Origin of the sequence: Bradyrhizobium diazoefficiens (assembly GCF_016616885.1) — a bacterium.
GTDB lineage: Bacteria > Pseudomonadota > Alphaproteobacteria > Rhizobiales > Xanthobacteraceae > Bradyrhizobium > Bradyrhizobium diazoefficiens_F.
Genome location: NZ_CP067102.1, coordinates 1597733 through 1624317 on the forward strand (window position 1 = coordinate 1597733; position 26585 = coordinate 1624317).

General features: G+C 59.1%; 19 protein-coding genes. 11 read left to right on the forward strand and 8 right to left on the reverse strand.

What is annotated here, in order from left to right; all coding sequences use genetic code 11:
• Nucleotides 1-201: 201 nt before the first annotated feature.
• A complete protein-coding gene (gene cysN, locus JJC00_RS07445; protein ID WP_200472025.1) occupies nucleotides 202-2103 on the reverse strand; it encodes a sulfate adenylyltransferase subunit CysN in 1902 nt (633 codons plus the stop codon).
• The gene (gene cysD / locus JJC00_RS07450) at nucleotides 2104-3039 is read right to left on the reverse strand and encodes a sulfate adenylyltransferase subunit CysD (RefSeq protein ID WP_200474019.1); all 936 of its coding nucleotides are present in this window, start codon (nucleotides 3037-3039) and stop codon (nucleotides 2104-2106) included.
• Between the two features lie 1823 nt (nucleotides 3040-4862).
• Between cysD and JJC00_RS07455 the strand changes: the two genes are divergently transcribed.
• Nucleotides 4863-5300 (forward strand): NolY, encoded by a 438-nt coding sequence (locus JJC00_RS07455; RefSeq protein ID WP_200472026.1) that lies wholly within the window; start codon nucleotides 4863-4865, stop codon nucleotides 5298-5300.
• 345 nt (nucleotides 5301-5645) lie between these two features.
• Nucleotides 5646-6860: a methyl-accepting chemotaxis protein gene (locus JJC00_RS07460; RefSeq protein WP_200472027.1), complete on the forward strand. Its 1215-nt coding sequence runs from the start codon at nucleotides 5646-5648 to the stop codon at nucleotides 6858-6860.
• Nucleotides 6861-7651: 791 nt separating this feature from the next.
• Here the strand turns inward: JJC00_RS07460 and JJC00_RS07465 are convergent.
• Together JJC00_RS07465 and JJC00_RS07470 are read right to left on the reverse strand one after the other, a co-directional pair.
• A complete protein-coding gene (locus tag JJC00_RS07465; protein WP_200472028.1) occupies nucleotides 7652-8347 on the reverse strand; it encodes a response regulator in 696 nt (231 codons plus the stop codon).
• 1296 nt (nucleotides 8348-9643) lie between these two features.
• Nucleotides 9644-10447: a calcium-binding protein gene (locus tag JJC00_RS07470; RefSeq protein WP_200472029.1), complete on the reverse strand. Its 804-nt coding sequence runs from the start codon at nucleotides 10445-10447 to the stop codon at nucleotides 9644-9646.
• A 477-nt stretch (nucleotides 10448-10924) separates the two neighbouring features.
• Here JJC00_RS07470 and nifD point away from each other — a divergent pair, with 477 nt between their 5' ends.
• The 8 genes from nifD (at nucleotide 10925) to fdxB (ending at nucleotide 18633) form a co-directional block, all read left to right on the forward strand.
• A complete protein-coding gene (nifD, locus tag JJC00_RS07475; protein ID WP_200472030.1) occupies nucleotides 10925-12424 on the forward strand; it encodes a nitrogenase molybdenum-iron protein alpha chain in 1500 nt (499 codons plus the stop codon).
• A 71-nt stretch (nucleotides 12425-12495) separates the two neighbouring features.
• Nucleotides 12496-14052, forward strand: a complete 1557-nt coding sequence (nifK, locus tag JJC00_RS07480) for a nitrogenase molybdenum-iron protein subunit beta (protein WP_200472031.1) — start codon at nucleotides 12496-12498, stop codon at nucleotides 14050-14052.
• 96 nt (nucleotides 14053-14148) lie between these two features.
• The gene (gene nifE / locus JJC00_RS07485) at nucleotides 14149-15828 is read left to right on the forward strand and encodes a nitrogenase iron-molybdenum cofactor biosynthesis protein NifE (RefSeq protein ID WP_200472032.1); all 1680 of its coding nucleotides are present in this window, start codon (nucleotides 14149-14151) and stop codon (nucleotides 15826-15828) included.
• Nucleotides 15829-15837: 9 nt separating this feature from the next.
• A complete protein-coding gene (gene nifN, locus JJC00_RS07490) occupies nucleotides 15838-17241 on the forward strand; it encodes a nitrogenase iron-molybdenum cofactor biosynthesis protein NifN (RefSeq protein ID WP_200472033.1) in 1404 nt (467 codons plus the stop codon).
• Nucleotides 17238-17633 (forward strand): nitrogen fixation protein NifX, encoded by a 396-nt coding sequence (nifX, locus tag JJC00_RS07495; protein ID WP_200472034.1) that lies wholly within the window; start codon nucleotides 17238-17240, stop codon nucleotides 17631-17633. The genes nifN and nifX overlap by 4 nt, the downstream gene beginning before the upstream one ends.
• Before the next feature lie 7 nt (nucleotides 17634-17640).
• On the forward strand, nucleotides 17641-18111 hold the full coding sequence (locus JJC00_RS07500) for a NifX-associated nitrogen fixation protein (protein WP_200472035.1): 471 nt from the start codon (nucleotides 17641-17643) through the stop codon (nucleotides 18109-18111).
• 9 nt (nucleotides 18112-18120) lie between these two features.
• Nucleotides 18121-18321: a CCE_0567 family metalloprotein gene (locus JJC00_RS07505; protein WP_200472036.1), complete on the forward strand. Its 201-nt coding sequence runs from the start codon at nucleotides 18121-18123 to the stop codon at nucleotides 18319-18321.
• A 12-nt stretch (nucleotides 18322-18333) separates the two neighbouring features.
• Nucleotides 18334-18633, forward strand: a complete 300-nt coding sequence (fdxB, locus tag JJC00_RS07510) for a ferredoxin III, nif-specific (RefSeq protein WP_200472037.1) — start codon at nucleotides 18334-18336, stop codon at nucleotides 18631-18633.
• A gap of 507 nt (nucleotides 18634-19140) precedes the next feature.
• On the opposite strand, the gene JJC00_RS07515 is transcribed toward fdxB, so the two are convergent.
• The 4 genes from JJC00_RS07515 to JJC00_RS07530 form a co-directional block, all read right to left on the reverse strand.
• Nucleotides 19141-20829, reverse strand: coding sequence for a carbohydrate porin (locus tag JJC00_RS07515; RefSeq protein WP_246774124.1), 1689 nt, complete (start codon nucleotides 20827-20829; stop codon nucleotides 19141-19143).
• A gap of 176 nt (nucleotides 20830-21005) precedes the next feature.
• Nucleotides 21006-21923, reverse strand: coding sequence for a TauD/TfdA dioxygenase family protein (locus tag JJC00_RS07520; protein ID WP_200472038.1), 918 nt, complete (start codon nucleotides 21921-21923; stop codon nucleotides 21006-21008).
• 1032 nt (nucleotides 21924-22955) lie between these two features.
• Nucleotides 22956-23246, reverse strand: coding sequence for a hypothetical protein (locus JJC00_RS07525; protein WP_200472039.1), 291 nt, complete (start codon nucleotides 23244-23246; stop codon nucleotides 22956-22958).
• 540 nt (nucleotides 23247-23786) lie between these two features.
• Nucleotides 23787-23975 (reverse strand): hypothetical protein, encoded by a 189-nt coding sequence (locus tag JJC00_RS07530; RefSeq protein ID WP_200472040.1) that lies wholly within the window; start codon nucleotides 23973-23975, stop codon nucleotides 23787-23789.
• A gap of 264 nt (nucleotides 23976-24239) precedes the next feature.
• On the opposite strand from JJC00_RS07530, the gene JJC00_RS07535 reads away from it, so the two are divergent.
• Nucleotides 24240-26042 (forward strand): ABC transporter ATP-binding protein, encoded by a 1803-nt coding sequence (locus JJC00_RS07535; RefSeq protein WP_200472041.1) that lies wholly within the window; start codon nucleotides 24240-24242, stop codon nucleotides 26040-26042.
• Nucleotides 26043-26585: the final 543 nt, after the last annotated feature.

A 26585-nucleotide genomic window follows, 5' to 3' on the forward strand; every position in this document is an offset into this window, starting at 1 on the left:
CGCCTTTCATGCTGGAGAATGTCGGGCCAGCCTAGACCGATCCAGGCTCGCTAGCGATGTAAAGCCCGCAAAGCTCGACGTCGGCGGATGGTGCAGGAGCTTGGCATCATGTGACGCCGTGGTGTTTGGTCCGATCAGCCAGATTAGGTTGGAGGTGAGAAATGTCAGTCCGTCGGCAAACAGCTCTGACAGCCGAGCCGGCTAATTCTCCGTCCGATTAGTCGGCACGATGATCCCTCGTGTGGCCAGGCAGTTTAGCACCGTATCGGCCAACCGTTCCGGCTGCTGGTTCAGTGTTGTCAAATGGATCTCGGGCGCGCTCGGCGCCTCGTATGGCGCATCGATGCCGATGAAATTCTTGATCATGCCTGATTTCGCCTTGGCGTAGAGCCCCTTCGGGTCGCGCCGCACGCATTCGCCGATCGGCGTATCCACAAAGACCTCTATGAATTCGCCGTCGCCCACGAGATCGCGCACCATGTCTCGTTCAGCCTTGTAGGGCGAGATGAACGAGCAGATCACGAGCAAGCCACTATCGACCATCAGTTTGGCAACCTCGCCGGCGCGGCGGATGTTTTCAATCCGATCCGATTCGGTGAAGCCGAGATCTCGATTGAGACCGTGCCTGAGATTGTCGCTGTCCAAGAGCATGGTGTGATATGACATCGCAAATAATTTCTGGTCGACGACGTTGGCGATGGTCGATTTGCCCGCGCCGGAAAGCCCGGTAAACCAGATGATGCAGGGTCCTTGGTGCTTGAGAGCGGCGCGCTCCTTCTTCCCGAGTGAGAGCGGCTGGCAGGCCTTTGCGGCACGCCGCAAGGGAAACGCAATCATGCCAGCGCCGACGGTCCGGTTGGTGTCGCGATCGATCACGATGAAGGAACCGGTGCGACGGTTCGCTTCATAGGCATCGAAGGTTACCGGCAGTACGGTTGCAATCTTGCAGAAGCCGATTTCATTGAGGCGCAAACTGCGGGCCGCCACATGCGCGCCCGTGCTGACGTCGATTCTGTATTTCATCGCGGTGATGCGGCCGGACGCAAACGATTGCGTGCCGATCCGGAAGCCATAGGACCGGCCCGGTACCATGACCTCCTGGTCCATCCAGATCACGTGGGCGGCAAACTGATCAGCGACCTGCGGTCGTTCCGTCGGCTTGGCGATGACATCTCCGCGGCCGATGTCGATTTCGTCGGTCAGCGTAATGGTCACTGCATCGCCGGCTTCGGCGCGCACAAGCTCACCATCGTACGTCACGATCTGCTTCACGCGCGAATTTCGGCCCGATGCTGGAACGACAATTTCGTCGCCAACCGCAATGCTGCCAGAGACCACTGTCCCAGCGTAGCCGCGGAAATCCAAGTTCGGCCGGTTCACCCATTGTACCGGGAAACGGAAGGACAAGCCGGCCGTCTCGGACTGAATGTCGATACTTTCGAGATAGTCTAACAGGCAAGGGCCTTGAAACCAGTCGGTATTGCGGGACCGGTTGATGATGTTGTCGCCGCATCGTGCGGAGATCGGGACAGCCGCGATCGACGTAAAGCCAAGGTTCGAAGCGAACCTGACATAGTCGGCCACGATGCGATCAAAAACCTGCTTGCGGTAATCGACCAGATCCATCTTGTTCAAGGCCACGACCACGTGCCGGATGCCCAAGAGCGCGCAAATGTAGGAGTGGCGCCTTGTCTGCACCAGGACGCCTTTGCTCGCATCGATAAGGATGACCGCAAGCTGGGCGTTGGAAGCGCCGGTCGCCATGTTACGCGTATATCGTTCGTGACCGGGCGTATCGGCCACCATGAACGATCGGCGCGGCGTGGTGAAGAAACGATAGGCGACATCGATGGTGATGCCCTGTTCGCGTTCAGCCTCAAGTCCGTCGACCAGCAGGGCAAAGTCGATAGCATCCCCAGTTGTGCCGTGCTTGACGCTGTCGCGCGCAAGCGCCTGCAGCTGATCCTCATAGATCCCCCTGCTGTCGTGCAGAAGCCGGCCGATTAGCGTCGACTTTCCATCGTCCACCGACCCGCAGGTGATGAAACACAGCTGATCCTTGCTGCCGGTGAAGGAGAGCTCTCGCAGCGCATCAGTATCCATTCAGAAGTAGCCTTCCCGCTTCTTTTTCTCCATGGAGGCCGATTCATCGGTATCGATCAGCCGTCCCTGACGCTCGGAACGTGTCGCAACCTGCATTTCCGCAACGATGTCTTTGATGGTGGCGGCGTCGGACTCGATGGCGCCGCTCAGCGGATAGCAACCAAGTGTGCGGAAACGCATCATCTTAAGCTCCGGTGTCTCGTTCGGAGACAAAGGCAGGCGCTCGTCATCCACCATAATCAGCGCGCCATTGCGATGGACCACCCATCGCATTTTTGCGAAATAAAGCGGAACGACGGGAATGTTTTCCAGCATGACGTATTCCCAGACATCGAGCTCCGTCCAATTCGAAATGGCAAACACGCGCATTGTCTCGCCTTTCAGGCTGCGGGTGTTGAAGAGATTCCACAGCTCCGGCCTCTGGTTGCGCGGGTCCCAGACATGTCCATGCGAACGGAAAGAGAAGATGCGCTCCTTCGCCCGGCTTTTTTCCTCATCGCGCCGGGCGCCCCCGAACGCTGCGTCAAAGCCGTGGACGTCGAGCGCCCGCTTCAGCGCGTCCGTCTTCATGATCTGGGTATGCAGCGTCGATCCGGACTCGATCGGGTTGATGCCACGCTCGATCCCGTCCGGGTTCACATGAACGATCAGGTCGATGCCGAGACGTTGGGCCGTCTCGTCGCGAAAGCTGATCATCTCGCGAAACTTCCAGGTTGTGTCGACATGCAACAGCGGAAACGGGACCTTCGCCGGATAGAAGGCCTTCTGCGCCAGGTGCAGCATGACGCTCGAATCCTTGCCGCTCGAATAAAGCATTACGGGCTTTCGGAAGTCGGCAACCACTTCGCGCATGATCTCGATGGACTCGGCCTCGAGCCGCCGCAGATGCCGCGGCAGCGTGCGAGTCTGTGGTTTGGTGATCTCTTGTGCGTTCATTTTAGACATCTGCGATTCCCCGCGCGGCAACTCGCCGTTTCGATAATCTAGCTTGCCATAGCGCATGGGTCGCTCTCAGCGTCCGTCACGGTGAACAGAAATCACGCGCGAGTATCCGCGCGGGCTTCTCGAAACTCATCCAGATCATGTGCCTTGCGGAGGTGCAGCGTTCGTTTCCCTATCCCGCCAGCGCAACGGTTGAGAACGGAGAAAGCTGGGAACAGATCGCATCTGCAATGACCACCTCACTCCCGTGCTCGAAGCCGTTTGTTATGAGATGAGGAGATCAAGATCAACTCCATTTCAAGACCGAAACCATGGAGCGATTCTCTCTATTCATTGTCTGGATGTGCGCCATCGACAGAATCGATTTTACCAATTGTGCGGAATGGCGGATAGAAAGGCTCAGTTGGAGAAATAGATCATCAGGCCGGTTTGCCTCGCTTCATGTGAGGGCCGTCTCAGATGCCGATTGTCGGTTCTTGAGGGGCTTATCATCCGCATCTTTTCGGCGGGCGCCATTCGGCAATGGCCTTCATTTTGACGTGTTGAAGGTCTCATGAAGGTCGGTGTCGACTTGTCTACGCGCGAATGTTCGGAAGAATTGTTCGACTCGCGCCATCAATGGAAAGGTCGGAAGCGACAGCACTTCGTATTCGTAATGGATATCGGCTTGCTCGTCGCCAAAGTTAACGGCGAATGCCCTCGCCGTACATGAACCGCCGGCAGCCCTCCATCTGCCGACGGAAGCTGGTGCGATGTTTTGTAGCATCGCTCCTCCCAGACTGAACTTCGCCCGGCCCCAAAAGGGTCGGGCTCTTTTTAATGCGGCCGGATCTATCCGCGTTAGCGGTCCCAGGGTTCGCAAGCGAGCTCAACGTCTTTCAGCGCACCGTCGGGACGCGTCGGTCCATTCTGCCTGAGTCCGCCCGTTGATCCGGATTGACTCCGATGGCCCAGGACGTGTCGGGGGCTGCTCGAATCGGTCCAGCAGATGATGTGTTGCAAACGCAAAGCTGATCGTCCGGAAAGACCACCAACCTCACTGGCTCCCAGCGTGAGGTGTCCCGGCATGAGAGACGTTTCATGTCGGCTGGTCGTGTCAAACCCTCAAAATATGGCCGTCGCGGACGGCGGCCGTTGGCCGGTTTCGAAATTGTCCGAACCAGCCGTCGCGCGGCAGATGATCGTCAGCAACAGACATTGTTGAGCAAGAGGGCTAGGCGATTGTCCCACGTCAGGATCGGCGCTTTGTCGGGGCGCGTCGTCGAATGTGTGCGCGCGTAAGCATCCTCGTGGGCGGCCCGTCAAAACAGACTGTCTCGGGTGTCCGGTGGTGCATTCGTCCGCCGACAATCAAGAGGCAAGCGACCACACGGGTCGCGGCTGGAGCTGAAGAACGAAGCTCCTGTCGTGTATCCACGGCGTGGATACATTCGATCATAACAATCGATTTTACCGATTGACCTAAACGCTGGATAGTCAGCGCGCCGGTGAATTTAGAACTGAGACACCGCAGGTCGTCAAGATCGCTTGTCGATTGATCAGGCGGTCGGGCAGCCCTGCGCGATCGGGCCGGCAGGTCTCAATCTCCAAATTCGCGTGCCAGAAGGGTGCATGAGGCAGTCATGACTATGAGTGGGGACGGGTCTACGGAATCGGCCAGTAGAGCGCCTGAAACGAGCGTATCGAGTGAAGGCGTTTTGAGCGCTGGCCCTTCGACTAACCGCGATTCACCTGCGCAGATGCGTCAAGCGTTTTTCGTCGTCCCGGTGAGGACACGTGCGCAGCACAGTCCAGCCGATCCTCCCCCTTTAGAGCGCATGGCGCAGTTTCATCGCTGCAATTCGAGCGTCCGGCAGCTCAAGCAGAGGATTGGGCTACAAATCGAAGAGATCAGAAGCCTGATTGACGATGGCAAGAACGTACGCCAGGCCACCGAACTGCTGAATGAGCTCACAATCGAGCTGATAGCCGCAGCGCTCGCCCTCTGGGCAAAACGCGACGAGCGACCCGGCGGCGAGCTCATAGGTAGTGGAGATGGGCCAGTCATACAGGACTACAGCAGCCTATGCGATCCGGAACAGCTGTCCGTCCTGGGACGAATTTATGATCATGCGGTTGCGGCATTGCCGGAAGAGATGCGAACGCTTCGTAACCGAAAGCAGATCGCCAAACTCATTCTAGGACGAGCAATCATAGCTGAGTTCGAGCTGGACTTACTCATCAGGTTTGTCGTCGCCGTCGCCTCTGCCGTTTGATCAAGTATTCTCTCGTCCCCTTTGGGTTGGATCGAAGTCGGTTTCGGTGTTTAGAAGATGATAAATGTAAAAATGCGCAAACGCTGCCGACAGGACAATTGCGTAAGGGAAGTCTTAATCGAGGTTCGATACGACCACTTTCGTTGGATTCAACCGGCAGTTTGAAACATGTGGCACACTCGGATATCAAGTCTCGCCCTGGCATTGTCCGTCCCGACAGCGACAGTCGCAGCTAATGCAGACGTCCTATCACTTCACTTCTGGAGCGGGCTCGTTGTTGGCGGATTTATGTTGGTCCTTTCCATCGTGACGTCAAGGAGAGGAGAGAAGCCATCAGCAGTGACCTTGGACGAAGCGATGGCGATCAAGGCTTTCGAGTCGATCAAGGACGGTATTACCGTCTATGATGCTGACAAATGCGTGCTCGGCAACGACGCTGCAGCTCACATGCTCGGGTTTTCGAGCGGAGAAGAACTGAAAGGGTTGAGTATCGCTTCGCTCTCGCTGGATCCTCAACCGAACGGCAAGACTGTTGCGCAGATGTTCGAACAGACCAACGAGGTTGTGAGGCGGTCAGGCCACGTCGCGATCGAATGGTGGCTTCAGCGGAAGGATCAATCCTCCCTTCCGGTCAGGATAAGCCTTGTTGTTTCGGAATTCAGCGGCCGTCCGGTCGTGGTATGCGTTTGGCAGGATATAACCGACCTGGTTCGTATGCGAGAAGAGCGGCTGAGTCTTGCGACAAGATTTGATAGCGACGTGTCGCGGGTCGTCGACGTTGTGGTGAGCTCAATGCAGGACATGCAAGCGGCCGCATCGGAAATTACAGCTTCAACGGACGATGTCTGTCTTCGCACCGAAGCCATGACCGAAATGGTGAAAAAGACCGAAGGAAACTCGACCGCGGTCTCTTCGGCCGCCCAGGAGTTCTCGGCCTCGATTTCGGAAATCAGCCGGCAAGTTTCGACGGCAGCGAAGATTTCGCAGGTTGCGCGCGACAAGACCGGGCACGCTGAGGCCACATTGGGTGAGCTCGTCGCTTCGGTGACGAAGATCAGCAGCGTCGTCCAAATGATCGAGGGCATAGCCTCGCAAACCAATTTGCTGGCGCTCAACGCAACCATCGAGGCAGCACGCGCCGGCGAAGCCGGGCGAGGCTTTGCAGTGGTGGCGGGTGAAGTGAAGAATCTTGCCGCGCAGGCAGCAAAAGCGACGAGCGAGGTTGATGCTCAAATTGTTGCCATTCAACAAAGGACGGAACTTGCGACTGCGGCGATGAGCGACATCGCCGGCATCATCGACAAGTTGCAGGAGATATCCAGCAGCATATCGGCGGCGATAGAGGAGCAGTCGATCGTGACGAACGACATCTCAAGAAGCATTACCAACATCAGTGCTGATATGCGCGATGCGTCCCGCGATATTGACCAACTCAACGATGCTTCGCGTGCCTCTGGCTCATCGGCGGGCCAAGCCGTCGGGAAGATCAAGAATTTGAGCAACAATGTCGCTTCGTTGCAGGGGCAGGTCAGCGATTTCTTGATCAAGATCAGGGCGTAATACGGCGCGCTCAGCTCAAGTGCAGGTCAAGCAACCAGCTCATCACGAAATCTGCTGCGTGTGACGTCGGTCGCCAGGCACAACTTTATCGCTCGGATCGATGGCGCTTGTTGGTTCAGACAGAGTTGCGGTCGAGCGATGCTGTTGCAGGCACGTAAGCTGCCAGTCAGCGACCGGTACGGATCTTGATGGTCTCGTTCTGAGGCACGACCGGTTGGGGAACTTGCTTTGCAGTTCGCGATCACCGGGATGGCGTGCGATCACGCGGCCGTCCGCATCCACGTCCATACGTCGGCTTCGCGCGAGTGCCAGTCGTCCATGCTGATGTGACTCGCGATCCGAGTTCCGTAGCTGCGCGGCTGCAGCGGTCTGGTGAATTCAGTGCCTTCGTCATCCACCAAGGCGGGTCCGAGAAACTGGAAGCAGGAAAAATGCCGCCTCGACATGGATCGCCTCCCGCGCGGGCACGGCATTCTGGACACTAAGCGACCTGCTGCCCTGAACCACCCGGCTTCAAGTTAGGGCTTCTGCTCTCCAGGGAGAAAGACGATGCGTAAAGGCAGTTCCCGGAAGAGCAGCTCATCAAGCTCTTGAACGAACACGGCGCCGGTCGGCTACGCCAGTCGATCAACCCGCTTGATCCTTGCTGCGGCGGTAAGTGGACCTTCCAGAAGGGCCGGAAAGAGGAAAGAAGAAAGAAGGATCGGGCAGGCGAGAACGAACGACGCCCGGGGGGCGAAAGGAAAGGACCAGCGATTTTCAAGAAACGATGGAAGTCTTGCTTCCAAGTTCTACCCATGGCGGGGTGGATGCGCGCCATTCAATTCAAGAGAGTAGCCGATGCTGCGCGCGGACCTGATCCGTAGCGTTGCGGCGGACCGCCTCAAATGTCCGCGCAAACGATAGATTGCCGCCTCAAGCGCATTGGTCGAGACCTCATTGTCGAACGAATAAATGCTATCCTCCAGTGAGGCGCGCGGCACCGTGCGCCCTGCATGGCTGAGCAGATGCTCAAGAAGGCACAGTTCACGACGCGCGATGCCGAGCGGCCGTCCATCAACCCAGGCTTGCCGGGCAATCGGATCGAATTCGACATTCCCAAATACGATGAGTGGGGCCGTCATTTGCCTTGATCGCCGTAGAATGGCTCGCATCCGGGCGATGAGTTCAACGGTAGACAGGGGCTTCGGCAGGAAATCGTCCGCCCCGCCATTGAAGCTTGCAATCCGGCGATCGAGATCGTTGAGACCGCTTATCACCATCGCGGGCATCGATTTGCCGCTCCGCCTCAATTGCTTCAGCCAGTCCAAGCCGTCTCCATCCGGTAGAGCCAGCTCGAGAAGAAGAATGTCATAGCATGCGCAATCAAGGGCTGCCGCCGCTTCGTCCAGAGTGCGCGTCACATCGACGGCGAAACCACAAGCCACGAGTGCTCCTTGGACGGCACGCGCAAAGGCGGTTTGATGATCAACCAGTAGCGTTCGCATTTCATCTTCTCTCGTCAATCTACGATGGGATGGTTGAGCGGTTCATCGTCCACCGTGAGGCCACGCGGGTCTTGTAAAGCTCTCCTTTGACGTAAACGGCCGGAAGTCGGCATTGGCGCAGAGCACCAGTCGTCAACGATCAGTTTATCCGATCCGTCCATCGGCCTACCGGTAACTTCGGCCGTCCGCTGTGGATCGCAAGCGTTCTCGGCAACGCTTGCGGTGATCCTGGTTTCGGCAGGGTGGCTCCGAATCAGTGAAGGGACCAAGAGCCCTGACAACACCCTCGCGCATTCGCCCGCCATACGCTCCCGACGAGACAATCTACGTCTTGCCCGAAAACACATCCCGCACCTTGGCGATTCCCAAAACCGACTCACGTACGCTCTCGACGCTGCAGCCTCTCGAGAGGCAGTGAACCTTGGCCGGTCCATCCATCCCGGCATTGCACCGGTCGCGCATGCGGTGCGAGCACGCGTAGCCTGAATTGACCTCGCATAAGAATACCGGCGGCGCCTCGGATGTGGAACTCGATTTCAGATCGTTCTCCCATCCGCCAGCGGCGAGGCGAAGATGGCTATCCCTGCTCTCCAAGTGACGGTCTTTGTCCTGGGGCAAATCGGGCGGCGATGGTTCTCCCGCCTGGCTCATCGGCCATCTCGATGACGTGCTGCCGCGAGGCGCGTGAGCAGGCTGCGAGGCAACCTTGAGAGCTTGAGACATTCGTAATTCTTGCTAGCTGTTGGGATGTTTTGGCGGGACCGAAGAGTCGCGCGGCCGTGTCGGAAAACCTACAATCTGACGCTACGTACGATTCAAGTCCGTCGCCGGCCCAGGTTCAGCAATTTCCTGACGTTTACAGGGTCGCTTAAGCAGCGAGAACAAGACGGTGGCGGGCGCAAGGCGTCGCGCGTCGGCAGAATTGGCCTGGAGCGCTCAGAGCCGCCACTGTGTCGGTTATCAGGATAACAGGCCTCGAGGTCGAGGCTGCGCTCCAGCAGGACCAAATCAAACAAGCGGTAGAGATGCCTCGTTAGGGACGGACCTTCCGGAGGGTCGGAGCGGGCTGCCATTCGAGATCAAGCCCGTGCCGCGAGATCAAGTGGTGCCAGCAAACGCATTGATTGAACTTTGGGGTGTTTGCCCGACGAGCTTCAGGAGGATCGGGTCCGCGGCCAGCGCGCGACACACAGCTTCATCAAGCTGAACACGCTACGCCGGCCATCGCCTGGCAAGCAGCGGAAAACGAAAGCGCCCGCCCGAACGGGGCGAGCGCGGTTCAGCATGGGTTGCGGGTCAGTGGAATGTGAAGTCCGATGCGCTCAGGCCCAAGCTGGCCAGGCCGTCCACGCTGTGCACATTGCTCAGGTGGGCGAACTCGTCAACGTGGTTCGCGGAGGTGACGTAGGCCAGATTCGCAGTCATGCTGTTGTACCCAAAGTAGGCGATAATGTCGCCGGGGGCCGCGGAAATGGCAGTGGCTGCGTCAGAGCCGTTGGAGAAACCCCGATCGGTGATCACCACGACATGTTCCCCGTGAGCACCTGAGGCCGGGCCACTGTAGAAGGTGTCCACCTGATTGCCAGACCGCTGGCTGACGTGATTGAGGAAGTTCGCGTTGAGCCCGTCGCTGCCAAAGCCGACCGCGTCGAATGTGAAGGTGTCCTGTGCCGGGTCGAAATCCACGATAGTGGTGTGGTCGGGGGCCGGCCCGTACTGTTGGTCAAATCCGGGGTGCGGGTCGTGGAACTGAAACGCAAAGGTGTCGTTGCCGGTGCCTCCCGTCAGGGAATCCCTGCCGTCACCCGCGAAGAGGACGTCGTCGCCGGGGCCGCCGTAGAGTTTATCATTGCCCTCATTGACGATTCGCGGTTTGTCGGGGCCGTTGTCGCCGTAGAGGAAGTCGTTACCCTCGTCGCCGAAGACGTTGTCGTTGCCCTGGCCGCCGAAGACTCGGTCATTGCCCTCGCCGGCCGAGATGACATCATTTCCGGCACGACCGTCGATCCAGTCATCGCCCCTGGGGTCGGTGATGATATCGTTACCGTCGCCGCCAAAGAGACTATTGCTGCCCGGACCGCCAATAATGGGTTTGTCCATCGCGAATACTCCTTGTTAGACAGCCCCCACCACGCCACCTGGCCGTTCATATTGCTCATCAGCCAAATAGAATAATTCATTGTTTTGATAGAACGCATCGACCTGGCGGATGCATCCAGGCGCGCTTCTCTTGCGTACATCTCAGCGCATCGGCTGGTGCGACCGGTCTGAGCTGGTGCCCGCCGGGCTATGATGCAGTCGTCAGCGGGCGCGCCAAGCCCACCCAAGGCTAACGCTTTGCAGTCGAATATCAGCGGTGCATGACACGCGCTCGTCCTTGTTTTCTATCGAACAGGCGCAAACGAAGCCGTCGATGGAGAAGCTCCGATGTCGGGTTTGCAACACAGTGCCGGCCGGGCTTGCCGACAAGGCTATGTGCTTCCAATTCCGCTAGTTTTTGCGCTTGCGCGCGGCTGGCACGCTCGTTGCTAAACTCTTCCCCGAGCACCGTCGCGCTAACTCTCAAAGGATATCAGCATGAGCTTCGCTAGGACCGAAAGCATCGAGGAGATCAAGGCCCGCAATAAGGATCTCATCCAGGAGGTGCTGACGGTCTATCCCGAGAAGACTGGAAAGCGGCGCGCCAAGCACCTGAACGTTCACGAGGCAGGGAAGGCGGATTGCGGCGTTAAGTCAAATCTCAAATCCATCCCCGGCGTGATGACGATCCGCGGCTGCGCCTATGCAGGCTCCAAGGGCGTAGTCTGGGGGCCGATCAAGGACATGATCCATATCAGCCATGGTCCGGTGGGGTGTGGCCAGTACTCCTGGGGATCGCGGCGCAACTACTACGCCGGCACGACCGGTATCGATACGTTCGTGACCTTGCAGTTCACGTCCGACTTCCAGGAAAAGGATATCGTGTTCGGCGGTGACAAGAAGCTCGTCAAACTCATCGACGAGCTGCAGGAGTTGTTCCCGCTCAACAACGGCATCACCATCCAGTCGGAATGCCCGATTGGCCTGATCGGCGACGATATCGAGGCGGTCTCCAAGGCCAAGTCGAAGGAATATGGCGGCAAGACGATCGTGCCGGTTCGCTGCGAAGGCTTCCGCGGCGTCTCGCAGTCGCTCGGGCACCATATCGCCAACGATGCCGTGCGTGATTGGGTCTTCGACAGGCTCACGCCCGAGAAGTCCCGCTTCGAGTCGACGCCCTACGACGTTGCGATCATCGGAGACTATAATATCGGCGGTGATGCCTGGTCGTCTCGAATCCTGCTGGAGGAAATGGGCCTACGCGTCATCGCCCAGTGGTCCGGAGACGGGTCGCTGGCCGAGCTCGAGGCCACGCCCAAGGCCAAGCTCAACATACTGCATTGCTACCGCTCGATGAACTACATCTCCCGTCACATGGAGGAGAAGTTCGGCATTCCGTGGTGCGAATACAACTTCTTCGGTCCCTCAAAAATCGCCGAATCACTGCGCAAGATAGCCGTCTATTTCGACGACAGCATCAAGGAAGGGGCCGAGCGCGTGATTGCAAAATATCAGCCGCTTGTCGATGCGGTCGTCGCAAAATACCGCCCCCGCCTGGAAGGCAAGACCGTGATGCTGTTCGTCGGCGGCTTGCGTCCGCGCCATGTGATCGGCGCCTATGAGGACCTCGGCATGGAAGTCGTCGGCACCGGCTATGAGTTTGGCCACAACGATGACTATCAGCGAACCGCCCAGCATTACGTCAAGGATGGCACGCTCATCTACGATGATGTCAATGGATATGAGTTCGAGCGCTTCGTCGAGAAGATGCAGCCCGACCTGGTCGGCTCGGGCATCAAGGAAAAATATGTGTTCCAGAAGATGGGGGTGCCGTTCCGGCAGATGCACTCCTGGGATTATTCGGGTCCGTACCACGGTTATGACGGCTTTCCGATCTTCGCGCGCGACATGGACATGGCCATCAACTCGCCAGTCTGGAGGAAGACCAAGGCGCCCTGGAAGGCTGCCGCAGAACCAAGGCTCATGGCTGCGGAATAGGCGGCCTCTCCGCCTCTCTGCAGAGGCGTCGAGCCGACATTGACCACGATTTTCAAGAGGATTCCCACGAAATGGCGCAGAATGCAGAACACGTGCTCGATCATGTCGAGCTGTTCCGCGGTCCGGAATACCAGCAAATGCTGGCCAACAAGAAGAAGATGTTCGAGAACGCTCGAGATCCCGCGGAGGTCGAACGCATCAGGGAATGGTCGAAGACGCCCGAATATCGCGAAAAGAACTTTGCGCGGGAAGCTCTGACGATAAACCCGGCCAAGGCTTGCCAGCCGCTCGGTGCGGTCTTCGCATCCGTGGGATTCGAGAGCACGCTGCCCTTCGTGCACGGTTCCCAAGGTTGCGTCGCCTATTATCGCAGCCATCTGTCGCGGCACTTCAAGGAGCCGAGTTCCTGCGTCTCCTCGTCGATGACGGAAGATGCTGCAGTGTTCGGCGGCCTGAACAACATGGCAGATGGGCTCGCCAACAGCTATAACATGTACAAGCCGAAGATGATCGCGGTCTCCACGACTTGCATGGCGGAGGTGATCGGGGACGACCTCAACGCCTTTATCAAGACCTCCAAGGAGAGAGGCTCTGTCCCAGAGCATTTCGATGTACCGTTCGCGCACACCCCGGCCTTCGTCGGCAGCCACATCACGGGCTATGACAATGCGCTGAAGGGTATCCTTGAACACTTCTGGGACGGAAAAGCCGGGACAGCACCGAAGCTCGAGCGCACCCCCAACGAGAAGATCAATTTTATCGGCGGCTTTGACGGCTACACTGTTGGGAATACCCGTGAAATCAAGCGCATCTTCGATTTGATGGATGTCCAGTACACCATCCTCGCGGACAATTCCGATGTGTTCGATACGCCGACCGACGGCGAGTTCAGGATGTATGACGGCGGCACCACGTTGGAAGACGCCGCGAACGCGGTTCACGCCAAGGCGACGATATCTGCGCAGCAATGGTGCACGGAAAAGACCCTTGCCTTCATCGCCGGCCATGGCCAAGAGGTCCTGGCTTTCAACCATCCGGTCGGCGTCTCCGCGACCGACGAGCTCCTCATGGCGTTATCGCGCGTCACCGGCAAGGAAATCCCCGAGGCGCTGGCGCGAGAGCGTGGCCGCCTGGTCGACGCGATCGCCGACTCCAGCGCGCATATCCATGGCAAGAAATTCGCGATCTACGGCGATCCAGACCTATGTTATGGGCTAACTGCCTTCCTGCTCGAACTGGGCGCCGAACCGGTCCATGTGCTGTCCACGAACGGCAACAAGGCCTGGCACGATAAAATGCAGGCGTTGTTTGCGAGCTCGCCGTTTGGGCAGAACTGCACTGCCTATCCAGGGCGAGACCTCTGGCACATGCGCTCGCTGCTGTTCACGGAACCCGTCGACTTCCTGATCGGCAACACGCATGGCAAATATCTGGAGCGCGATACCGGCACCCCGCTGATCCGCATTGGTTTTCCGATTTTTGATCGGCATCACCATCACCGCTCCCCGCTGTGGGGCTATCAAGGCGGCATGAACGTTTTGGTGAAGATCCTCGACAAGATCTTTGACGAGATCGACAGGAAGACCAGCGCTGCAGGCACCGACTATAGCTTTGACATCATTCGTTGATGACGATCGACGCGAAGCCATCGCCAGCAGACATCGGCGATGGCTGAGCGAAGCACGGGCCGCTTTTCACATAATCGCGATTGAGGGGAGAGACCGATGAGTTCGCTTTCGGCCAGAATCCTGGACGTCTTCAACGAGCCGGGCTGCGCCAAAAACGCCGACAAGTCGGAGGCTGACCGCAAGAAGGGCTGCACCAAGCAACCTAAGCCGGGCAGTGCGGCCGGGGGCTGCGCCTTCGACGGCGCCAAGATCGCGCTGCAGCCCTTCACCGACGTGGCCCATCTGGTGCACGGACCCATCGCCTGTGAGGGCAATTCCTGGGACAACCGGGGTGCAGCTTCATCCGGTGCCAGCATCTGGCGCACCGGCTTCACCACTGACATGAACGAAACCGATATCGTGTTCGGCGGCGAGAAGCGACTTTACAAGGCAATCAGGGAGATCTTCGAGAAATACGATCCGGCGGCGATCTTCGTCTATCAGACCTGCATTCCGGCCATGATCGGCGACGACATCAATGCCGTCTGCAAGGCGGCTTCTCGGAAGTTCGGCAAGCCCGTGATTCCGGTCAATTCGCCAGGCTTCGTAGGTTCGAAAAACCTCGGCAATAAGCTTGCGGGCCAAGCATTGCTTGATCATGTCATCGGCACCGAAGAGCCGGACCACACCACGCCCTGCGACATCAACCTGATCGGCGAATACAATCTGTCGGGCGAATTGTGGCAGGTCAAGCCGCTGTTGGACGAGCTCGGCATCCGCATCCTCTCCTGCATTTCCGGAGATGGGAAATATCGTGAAGTTGCCTCATCGCATCGGGCGCGCGCCGCCATGCTGGTGTGTTCGAAGTCCATGATCAATGTGGCGCGCAAGATGCAAGAGCACTACGGCATCCCGTTCTTCGAAGGCTCGTTCTACGGTATCCAGGACTCCAGCGACGCCCTGCGCAACATTGCACGCGTGTTGGTCGCGCGCGGGGCCCCGAAAGATCTGATCGGCCGTACCGAGGCGCTCATAGCGCGGGAGGAGGCGAGCGCCTGGGCCAAAATCGGATCCTACAGGCCGCGCCTCGCCGGCAAGAGGGCACTCCTCATCACAGGTGGCGTGAAATCCTGGTCCGTGCTGGCCGCGTTGCAGGAGGCCGGCCTTGAGCTGGTCGGCACCAGCGTCAAAAAATCCACAAACCAAGACAAGGAGCGCATCAAGCAGCGGATGGGGCAGGACGCCCATATGATCGACGACATGGCGCCACGCGACATGTACAGGATGCTGAAGGCCGCAAAAGCGGACATCATGCTCTCCGGCGGCAAGTCGCAATTCGTCGCGCTGAAGGCGGCGATGCCCTGGCTCGACATCAACCAGGAGCGCTCTCATGCCTATATGGGCTATTTGGGGATCGTGAAGCTGGTCGAGGAGATCGACAAGGCGCTGTTCAACCCGATATGGGAGCAGCTGCGCCGGCCGGCCCCATGGGATGAGATCGCCAAGGATGGCCAGCCCATGCGCTTGGCCCTTGCGCAGAGCGACGGAGAGCCCGCCGAGACCGCAAAAACCCCGGCGCTTATGGAGGCGAGCCGCCGCGCAAAAAGGATCTGTCTCTGCAACACAGTCAATCGTGGCACGATCGAGGATGCAATCCGCTTGCACGGTCTGACCAGCGTCGAGGCTGTCAGAGAGCACACCGACGCGTTCGGCGGCTGTTGCAGGAGCCGGATCCAGGACATCCTGAGGGCGATGTCGGTCTCCCCGCCGCCTGCCATGCGGCAGGCCGCGGAATAGGACGGCGTCATGGCTATCGTCAGCACGCCGAGCAAGGCCTGCACGGTCAACCCGCTGAAGATGAGCCAGCCGATCGGTGGCGCATTCGCGTTCATGGGCCTGCGCGGGGCGATGCCGGTTCTGCACGGCTCGCAAGGCTGCACGTCGTTTGGACTCACGCTGTTCGTGCGGCATTTCAAGGAGCCGGTCCCGCTGCAGACCACCGCGATGAGCGAGGTGACGACCGTGCTCGGCGGGTTTGAAAATATCGAGCAAGCCATCCTCAACATCCACCATCGAACCAGACCGGAAATCATCGGGATCTGCTCGACCGGGGTAACGGAAACGAATGGCGACGATATCGACGGCACCATCAAGATGATCCGCAAGAAGCATCCGCAACTCGCCACATTTCCCCTGGTCCATGTCTCGACGCCCGATTTCAAGGATGCTTTTCAGGACGGCTGGGAAAAGGCAGTGGCGCGCATGGTTGAGGTGCTTGTCAGCGCGCCGACGATCGAGGCAGAGCGCGATGAGACGCGGGTGAATGTCCTGCCCGGATGTCACCTGACGCCCGCCGACCTTGATGAGGTCAGGACAATAATCGAGGATTTCGGGCTAACACCAAGCTTCCTGCCTGACGTGGCGGGATCGCTGGACGGGCATATCCCTGAGCAGTTTACGTCAACGACCATCGGCGGCATCGGCATTGAGGAAATTGCCAGCATGGGCCAGTCCGGCTGGACCATTGCCATCGGTGCGCAGATGCGGCGGGCGGCAGAAGCCATGCAGAGCAGGACCGGGGCGCCGTTTCGCCTGTTCGAGCGATTGTGCGGCCTCCTCCCCAACGACGAATTCATCGCGTTCCTGAGCGAGATCTCCGGCCGCCCTGTGCCAACCAAATATCGGCGCCAGCGCGGACAGCTCGCCGATGCGATGCTGGACGCCCATTTCCATATCGGCGGCCGTAAAATCGCGATCGGTGCAGAGCCTGACCTCCTGTTCGACCTGTCCAGCATGCTGCATGACATGGGCGCGCAGGTTACGGCAGCCGTGACGACCACGCCTTCGCCCGTGCTGGAGCGGATAAGGACCGAGGAGGTAGTGATCGGCGATCTCGAGGACCTGGAAGAGCGCGCCCGGAGAGAGAATTGCGATCTATTGATCACGCATTCGCATGGCCGCCAAGCGGCGGCTCGGCTGAAGATTCCGTTCCATCGCGCGGGATTTCCGATGTTCGACCGCCTTGGCGCAGGACACCAGCTGTCCGTTGGGTATCGCGGCACGCGCGATCTGATCTTCCATCTTGCCAACTTGGTCATCGCCGATCGCGAGGAAAATCATAAGCCTTGCCCCGATAGCTGGCGGACCTCAACGCCGCCTCTCAAGTCCGGGCGCGGCTTCATCGACGCAACAGAGAGGTCGATTGCATGAAGGTCGCATTCGCTACCCAGGACTTGAGGCGCGTCGATGCCCATTTCGGCTGGGCCAAGAACATTGTCGTCTATGACGTCGGGCCGGACGGGCACGTCTTTCTGAAGGCGGTGCAGTTCGACGGCGATCTCAGGGAAGACGGCAACGAGGATAAGCTCGCGCCCAAGATCGAGGCGATCAAGGATTGCGCCATCCTCTATGTCGTTGCGATCGGCGGCTCCGGTGCCGCGCGGGTGGTGGCGAATAAAATCCACCCCATCAAGGTGAACAAGCCCGAGAACATCCTGGAGCTGCTGCAAAAGCTCCAACGGATGCTGAAGGGGACGCCGCCCCCCTGGATCCGCAAGGCCCTGGCGAAGGCCAAGGAGCGCACATTTGATTTCGAGGAATGAGGATCACATGACTGAGACCGCAGAAGCGGCGCAACCGGATATTGTTCTTGACGCGCCCTTCGTTAAGCAGCTGGTCAAGATCTGGCGCGCTGAAGACAGTCATGGGGCTTGGGAGAGCAAGAGCGATCTCGATTTGCTCGACCCCTATATCCTGGACAAGGAGAAGCGGCACGCGCTGCCGATCGTGGGAGATCCAGATCCAGACACGGTATGGCGCGTGGAGCTGTTCTTCAACGCGGTCGCCCTCTCGATCGAGAAGAAAACCGGCGTGATGATCCAGCCGATGCTGAAGATGCATCATGAAGGCTTTGGCCGCATGGTGCTGATCGGAGGCCGCCTGATCGTCGTCAATAAGCAGCTGCGCGACGTGCATCGCTTCGGGTTCGAAAATCTTGCGAAGCTCGCCGCCGAGGGTGAAAAGTATGTCGCAGACGGGACCCGGATGATCCAGAAATTCCCGGACGCGGCGAATTATTGAGGGCGGGACATGAGCGAACTTGAAAGCCTGAAGGCGGACATCAAGAAGCTGTCAGCCAAGGCGACGCAGGCCAAGATGGATCTGCACGACCTGTCAGAGGAGCTGCCGCTCAACTGGCACTCGATCATGGTGGTGGCGCAAAGAGCACATGAGGCGTTTGCCGAGCTCGAGAAAAAGCGCGAGGATCTCAAGGCGCAGGAAAGGGGCTAAGGGTATACAAGCATGTCATTTGCAACGCGCGACGGCCGCGGCTGGATGCCCGATTATCTCGTCTCGATCGATTCCGGCAAATGTATCGGATGCGGACGCTGCTTCAAGGTCTGTGGTCGCCACGTCATGATATTAAAAGGGATCAACGAGGAGGGCGATCTTGTCGAGCTTGACAGCGACGAGGACGATGAGATCGAAAAAAAGGTCATGGTGATGAATGATGAGGGCGCCTGTATCGGCTGCGGCGCCTGCGCCCGGGTCTGCCCGGCCAACTGCCAGACTCACGCGCCTGCCGTGGCAGAAGGGGCTTAAGGGCAGGCCCTGTTCGTCTGTGCAGGACAAGGACGGACACTCGCTGCGAGAGCACGGGCGAGAGAATTCCGGTGGTCGCAACTTCACGCCACGCGTTCGGTGGCGCAACCTGGCGAAACCCACGGACAATAGCTCACTCGCTTCGATGAGCATCCGAACACACGAACATGCTCGTCTCCTCCGACGAAGCCATGGTGATGATGTCCGGTCGCAAAGGTATGCTCACTTCAGGTGGGAATGATCAATGGGAGGGGCGAAAAAGACCGGCGAGGACTAACCTCAACGAACGGCTTGCCAAGCGAATGGGGCAATGGAGGTTGTCTCCATGCGCGGCGGGGATGACACCACCGCCGTGGTCGTCGTCTCGCCGCATTAAGTAAACGGGACCATTCGCTGCTCGGACTGAAGCTCGCGGTGGCCTTGCGACGGCGGAGTCTTTGCGCAGATCGTGCTCAGAACTCGGCAGCTGCCTCTGGCGTGGTACTCGCGGCTGAATCCACCAACGGACTAGAAGAATACTGATGTCGACACCAAGACGTTCAGGGTATGTCCGGTTTGGCGTGAATATGTGATGGTTGTCGGGTTATTGATGTATAGCAGGCCCAAGGTTGCATAGACGCCCGGTGCCAGCCGCGCGGTGTATCTGCCCCAGATCGCCGTGCTATCGCGATGGACGAGATCGCCTTTAGCCAAGGCGGCATCGACAGCAAAGTGGCTCCAAGCGGTATTGGTGGCAGCAATGGCAATCTGATCACCGGGCCGGCTGCTAAATAGTCCTTTCGCATAAAGACGAAGCTCGAGATAGCGGCTGACCTTGTTGACGTCAGACGGAGCGTACATGGCGGAGAACCCACCATAGATCCCCCGAGCTGGCGACCCTTCGGCATCAGATTGCCAAAACTGCCTGTCCATGGCCACGTAATAGGCGCTGTTCGCGTTGGCTCTCGGTTGGCTCGGATCCGCCAAGTTCGGATAGCGGCTGTCGTTGAAACCGATTCCAGCCCGCAACCAGGTCTCGGGCGATCCCTCAGTCGCCTTGGCCTTGTATCCAAATTCATCAAGCAACAAAATGCCGGCATTGACCGTGCGCCAGTTCAAGCCGGTGGGATTTTCGCTCATGTGCGCTAATTGTCCATCCGGACTGACCGAGCGCTGGATCGAAATCTTGTTGTAGAGGCGGTCGTCAAGATTGTACTTCACGTTGAGAGCCGGCGTCGGCGCGGAATTGTTGCTCATTCCAGCTTGGGACAAGATGATTGGCGTCGGCCCGAACGGATTCATTCCCAGGAACTCGTCATGATTTCGGAGGTAACCCATCTTGAGTTCGAGCGTCCTGTCGAAGAACGTCTGGTAATAGGCGATTGTATTGATTCCCACCCGATCTGGCCCGGCGGGCTTCCAGGTCCAATATTGTTGCTCGGCCCCCACGGTTATCTGACCATCAGGAATTCCAAATCGGCCGAGATCGTAGGTCACGATCATGGAATTTACGGTACCGAATGTCGGACTCTCGCCAATATACCGCTGATTGAAGATGGTGCTCTTGGATGCATTCGGCATTCGGTTGTCGATCAAGCTGTTTTGCGTCCAGCCCACATAGCCGATTCCGAGATTCGCCAGCGCAGATCTAACCCCGCCCCTGTCCTGATCGATCGTATCCGCAGGCCCGGGCATATTGAGCCAAATGCCTTTCTCACGCAGGTTATCGAACTTCGCGAACGGGGCGATCTTCTCTGGGGGCGTAGTCTCAGCAACTTTGTCCGGACGATCGTGCCTCGAATCTGGGGTATTGATCGCTCGTGCCGGCGCCGAGGGCGCGGCGAGAGGCTCTGTTCGTTTGAGCCAACGGCTTCGGACACTGATAGTCGCGCCGCTCTGCTTTTGAATTTCTGGTCCAGGAGTCTCACCCGGCGCCTCACTCTTGGTGTCTGATGCCTTCTCAGCCCCTGCCAAGGCCGAGCTGCAGACGAGACTCGCCGCACAGGATACGGCGATGGCAAGCCCGGTTTGCGACATGATTGATCGAGTGCTGAAGACCGGAGGCGCAGCCGAGCGAGTGCGAACCGTCATCGGCACGCCCGTATGCGGCGTGAGTTGCCCCTCCACGTTGCCGGCCTTGATAGAGTGCGCGCCGACCACATTGGTCCGTAGCTCACCCGCAACGCCCGGAAGCCGCTGCGTCAGAAACCGCGTCATGGACGTCCATGAGCAAGGGGAGATCGCGGCCGGAGATGAGATCATCGCTGCAGGCGCCGGGACTGGACATTGTTCAATGCCGACAGCGGACCAAGCTCGTGGATGCTGTAAGAGCAAACGAGCGGAAGAGACTGCGTCGACGGGATCTTTGACGTCTCTGGGGAGCCTTAAGCGACCTAACCGGGCGGCTCCTTCGCAGCCTTTATGCGCATCGAGCTCAATCGACCATCGGTGCTGACGGGCACCTCGCCAGCGACGGTGGCACGGCGAACGACACGACGCTGGTCGCCGTAATCCCTGACCGCATAATGTTGCGTGGCGCGGTTGTCCCAGATCGCCACATCGCCCACCTTCCACCTCCACCGCACGGTATTTTCGGGCGCGGTGATATGGGACTGGAAAAGGGTGAATAGCCTCTGGCCATCATATTTCGGGATGCCAACCAAGCGTTGCACCACGTCGCCGAGCACCAGCGCGCGTTCTCCGGTTTCGGGATGGACACGCACGACGGGATGCTCGGTCTCATAGACCGTCCTGGCGAACACCTCGTCGAGATGCTTTTTGTCGGCCTCGCTGTTGGCCATGACGGAGTAGTCGAACGCATTGCTGTGAACCGCCCAGAGTTCGTCGGCAAGCCGTTGCAGCGGCGCGGAGAGGTCCAGATAGGCGGCCGCGGTGTTTGACCAGATCGTATCGCCGCCAAATTGTGGGATCACAACGCCTCGCAGGACCGCGATTTTAGGATAAGCCTCGAAGAAGGTCCCGTCGCTGTGCCAGAGGTCGGCTCGGCGAGGGGGGCGCGCGGAATCAAGCTCGATCATCGATACCGTTCCCTCGATGGCACCGAGTATCGGATACGCCATAAGCGTTCCGAAACGAAGGGCAAAGCGCTCCTGCTCTGCGTTGTCGAGATGGCCCTGATCGCGGAAGAAGAGAACCTTGTGCTCGAGCAGCAGGCTGTTGATCGCGGTAATCGTCTCCGCCGGCAAATCGCCGGACAGCTTGATGTTCCTGATTTCAGCGCCGATCCGCGCCGCGCGCTTTGCGATATCGGCTTGCGGAATGATACTGTCGACCGAAGATATCTTGGTCATGCCGTCATTCTCCTAAAAACGCATCTGTTCGCAAAACCAACCTTTGTGGGGCGGGACGCGAATGAGTAAGTCGCAGGATGGACGGAACATGCAGGCGGCATCAAATTCCGCTGCTATGGACCCGTTGCCGCGCGTTTCACGCGATAACAACGAGACCACGATTGACCTGCACGACGTCTCATTTTCCGGTCGTTTGACATGCCGGGTCACCTCGTACAATTGCGAAGATTGGTAGTTGACCGAGACGCAAGCCTATCCACGTTCACGCAAGATCGACGACGGAATGCTGCCGTCGGGCTCCTTGTATCCCCATGGGCCATGACTCAGCAGGTAGACCAGTAGAAGAGATGGGGATCTCTCTGTATGCGTGGCCGCTGCTGTTTGACGATGTGTCATTGGCGCAAGTAGCGATACAGTGCGCCATCCTTGGAAAATAAGTCTTCATTAGGTGCGTGTGGAGCGAGTACCACGAGCAAAGCATCGCCGAGATCAGGGTGTTTCTCGATTGCGTGCTATTCCATCGAGAAGGTCAGATGCATGCGGCGGTGAGGCAGATCATGGAGACGCCGCACAAGAACGGCAGATCCAGCCCTTGACGGTCCGAATGTCCTTCTGACCCCTGCGTTGGATGATGTTCAACACCAGTCAAAGTTACGTCGGTTCGGAACGTAACGGGCGCGACTTGCGACAACGCGGGCTGTTGGCACGCCGCAACCGGCCGCTTGTGTGAGCGAAATCGAATTGTGATGTGGTTTCTATTGGGCGGCGACGTAGCCCATACCGCGCTCGCGAACGACGCCGGCCACCACTGAGAATAAAAAGGCCCGCACGGCGGTGCCCCCGTGCGGGCCTTCCTGGAATCGGTCAATCTGGTTACCTCCGCCAGTCTGGACCGATCCAAGCTCGCTGGGACGAAAGGCCTGCAAAGCTGGAGGTCCCCAGGCAGTGCAGGAGCTCTGAATCGTCCTATGCCCGAACCCGAGAGACAGCTGGGGACGGGCGGCGATTTAGCTGACCGCCTGACGATGCGCTTTAGAGTATGAGATGGAGGGGATGAACTGGCTCCCATGACAGGCATAGATCGCTGAGGCGACTGAGAAGGGACCACGCCAGCTTCGCAAATGGGGTTCGCTGGCGAGTGTCGCTGTTCGCTTCTTGGCTGAATAGTCCAGTGACCGTGTCGCGTTCGTGATGTGACGTCGAATTCAACCCGCCGTGGGCTTCGAAGTCGCGCGGCTTTGTGGCCACACCTTCGCATCGGCCGATCAGGAGGAGCGCCTCGATCTCCAGCGGCTTGGCGGCGTCATGCTTGGCTGCAGTCATGAGAATGATCCCTCTAGCTAAGACAATGCCTCCCGTTTGGGTGGCGCGATACGCGATGCAAATTGCTTGCCGAATGAAATGTGGTGCTTGACCGGCGAATCCAAAAATGGCGCGGGGTATCGCAACGCCTCGTAACGCTCCGTCAGGATCCCGACAGTGTACCCTGCGGTACCCGAGGCGAGAATGAGAGAAGCGGACGCATTGTGAGATGCGAGGAGAATTTGCACGGCCGTCTCTTGTCTGAGAGGGTTGAGGACTTTCCGACGCTGACCTTCAGACAAGAGGCGTCCTGATGGCTCAGGCCAGCCCTGTCCTCCGACGCATGAGAGAACACGAGTGTCCGTAATTTACCGCTGACGAGGCGGCGTCAATCAAGATGTCCGGGGTTCGTCTAGACGACGGGGCGTGCTCACTCAGAGCCTGTAACAACCGCGTTACGAGCGCCGGAAGGAACGCCTTGCACCCCAGTCAACTACTAACCTTAGCAATTGATGGATTCGACGCACACGTGGCAATCGTGGCGGCATGACGCTGCGCATGTCATGCGTCGAGGAAATCGGAAATGCAATTGAGGTCTGTGCGCGCGAACGAGCCCGATGGGCATGTTGACTGGCCGTCTGCAACGACAAGCGTTACTCCAAGCGCGATCGTTTCTTTATCACGCAAAGGCATGATAGATGCTCGGTCGCGATTGCCGAGCAGGCGCGCGCCGCCCTGCTTTCCGATCACTGCGATCCCTCGAAGGAGAGGTCTTGCCGCGAGCAAGACGCTATGTGTGAGAAAATGCCGAAGCCGTATGGTGGAAGAGGCGGGGCGTTCCCGGTCGGCCAAGAATGCCAGGCTTCCAGGTCCGACCAACTTGGGCTGTTGGCGTCGAGCGTCTCGCTCCGCGAAGGGGTACCGACCGAGCACCGGCGATCTCTCGCGCCTTTGCGACGCTGCGGATAATTCAGAAAGAGCCAGCTTGCGCGGCGAGCATGGCCGGATTGAGCTATGAGCGCCCCAGCTGACAAACGGCCTAACGCGATGCGCGCGGTGATTCCGTTCGTGTTACGTCATTGGCTGCTCGAGCCCTACCGCGCCGCCATCGTGCTCGTTGGTTTTGTTGGTGGAGCGGTGGTCGACCTGTTCATGCCGGTCTACTCCGGCCATCTCATCGACGCATTGACGTCAGGCCCTTACGACCAGGCGACGCGACATGCGGTGCTGGTTGCCTTTGCAAGCATCGTCGCTCTCGGCTTGGCATCGGTCACCTTGCGCCTGGTCGGTCTGCAAGGGATCGTGCCATTCACGCTCAAGACGATGTCGGACGTAGCGTGCGAGGCATTCATGCGCGTTCAGCGCTTTTCGACCGAGTGGCACGCCAACTCTTTCGCCGGCTCGACCGTGCGCGATATCACGCGCGGCATGTGGGCTGTCGAACAGATCAACAACACCATCATGATGGTGCTGCTGCCCTCATTCAGCGTGCTGGTCGGCTCGATGATCCTGCTAGGGGTGCGCTGGACCTCGCTCGGCGTGGTGATCGCGCTGGGCGGGGTGCTCTATGTCGTGATGGCCGCGCTGTTCTCGATGCGCTACATCACGCCAGCTGCCCGTATCTCCAATGCCTGGGACTCAAAGATCGGCGGTACGCTCGCGGATGCGCTGACCTGCAATACGGTGGTAAAATCGTTTGGCGCGGACCCGCGCGAGAATGCGCGGCTCGCCCGCGTCATCAACCGTTGGCGGGTGCGCGTGCGGCGGAACTGGCTGCGCTACAATTGCAGCGCGATATCGCAGCAGCTGCTGCTGCTGTGCCTACGCACGTCGGTGATCGGGGTCTCAGTGCTGCTATGGATGTCTGGGTATGCCTCGCCCGGCGACGTCACCTATGTGCTGACCAGCTATTACGTCATCCACGCCTATTTGCGTGACGTCGGCATGCACATCAACATCCTGCAGCGGTCGGTCAACGATATGGAGGAGCTGGTTGCGATCCATGACGTGCCGATCGGGATCGAGGATGCACCGGATGCGGGCCCGATCCTGATCGAGGGCGGCGAGATCGCGTTCGACGACGTCACCTTCCACTATGGCGACCATTGCGCGCCACTCTACGAGGGGTTGTCGGTCTGCATCCGCGCCGGCGAGCGCGTCGGCCTGGTCGGCCGCTCGGGCTCCGGCAAGACGACATTCGTCAAGCTGGTGCAGCGGCTCTACGACGTCTCCGGCGGCCGCGTGCTGATCGACGGGCAGGATATCGCGCTAGTCACGCAGCAATCGCTGCGCAGCCAGATCGCAATCGTGCAGCAGGAGCCGATCCTGTTCCACCGCTCGCTTGCCGAGAACATCGCCTATGGCAAACCAGGCGCCAGCCTGAAGGCGATCGAGCAGGCCGCGCGGCTTGCCAACGCCCACGACTTCATCCTGCGCCTGCCCAAGGGCTACGGCACCCTGGTCGGCGAGCGCGGCGTCAAGCTCTCTGGCGGCGAGCGGCAGCGGGTGGCACTGGCGCGCGCCTTCCTGGCCGATGCGCCGGTGCTGATCCTGGATGAGGCGACCTCTAGCCTCGATTCGGAGTCGGAAGCGCTGATCCAGCAGGCAATGGAGCGGCTGATGAAGGGACGGACCTCGATCGTGATCGCGCACCGGCTCTCGACGGTGCGCGGCCTCGACCGTATCTTGGTGTTCGACCGCGGCCACATCGTCGAGCAAGGCACGCATCTTACACTGACCAAGCGGCCCGGCGGAATCTATCGCGGGCTGTTCGAGAGACAGGTCACCGAGTTCAGCCATATCTCGCGGGCAGGCTAGCCGCAGGGATCCTAGAATTGATATCTCAATCGTTCGAGGCGACGTCGCCGGGCTTTGTTTAGCAGAACCGCAAAATCGCCGCGATGCTGGTCTCGTGATCGTCTCGAGCTGAGCTTCACGAAGCTCGCGTATTCGCGCAGAGACAACTGTTTCGCCCATGTAAGGATAGACCCGGCTGCCTGAATCGTCGGGATGTGCTCCAGATCAGCGGTTTGGAGATGAAAGCGGCTCGCGATGGGACGCCCGCGGGCATGGCGAAACCGCCTGTCGATGAATCTTCGCGAACGGGTGCTTGCCTGCATTGGGAGCGGTGTTTCAGATGTGCAAGCGGCCGAGTGACTTGGCGTCAGAGCGGCGCGCGTAAGTCACTGCCGAACGCGCGAGCGTGAGCAATGCGATGCTCAGCCGAGAGCCAGGGCGATCATCGCAAGTCTCACCGGATTGATGACACAGCCGAGTGTCGAACGCAGGCCACTTGCACGAAGCAACCCACCACGCCGGCCCTTGCTGGTAGTTGCCTTCCACGAAGGTAGCCCCCATGAG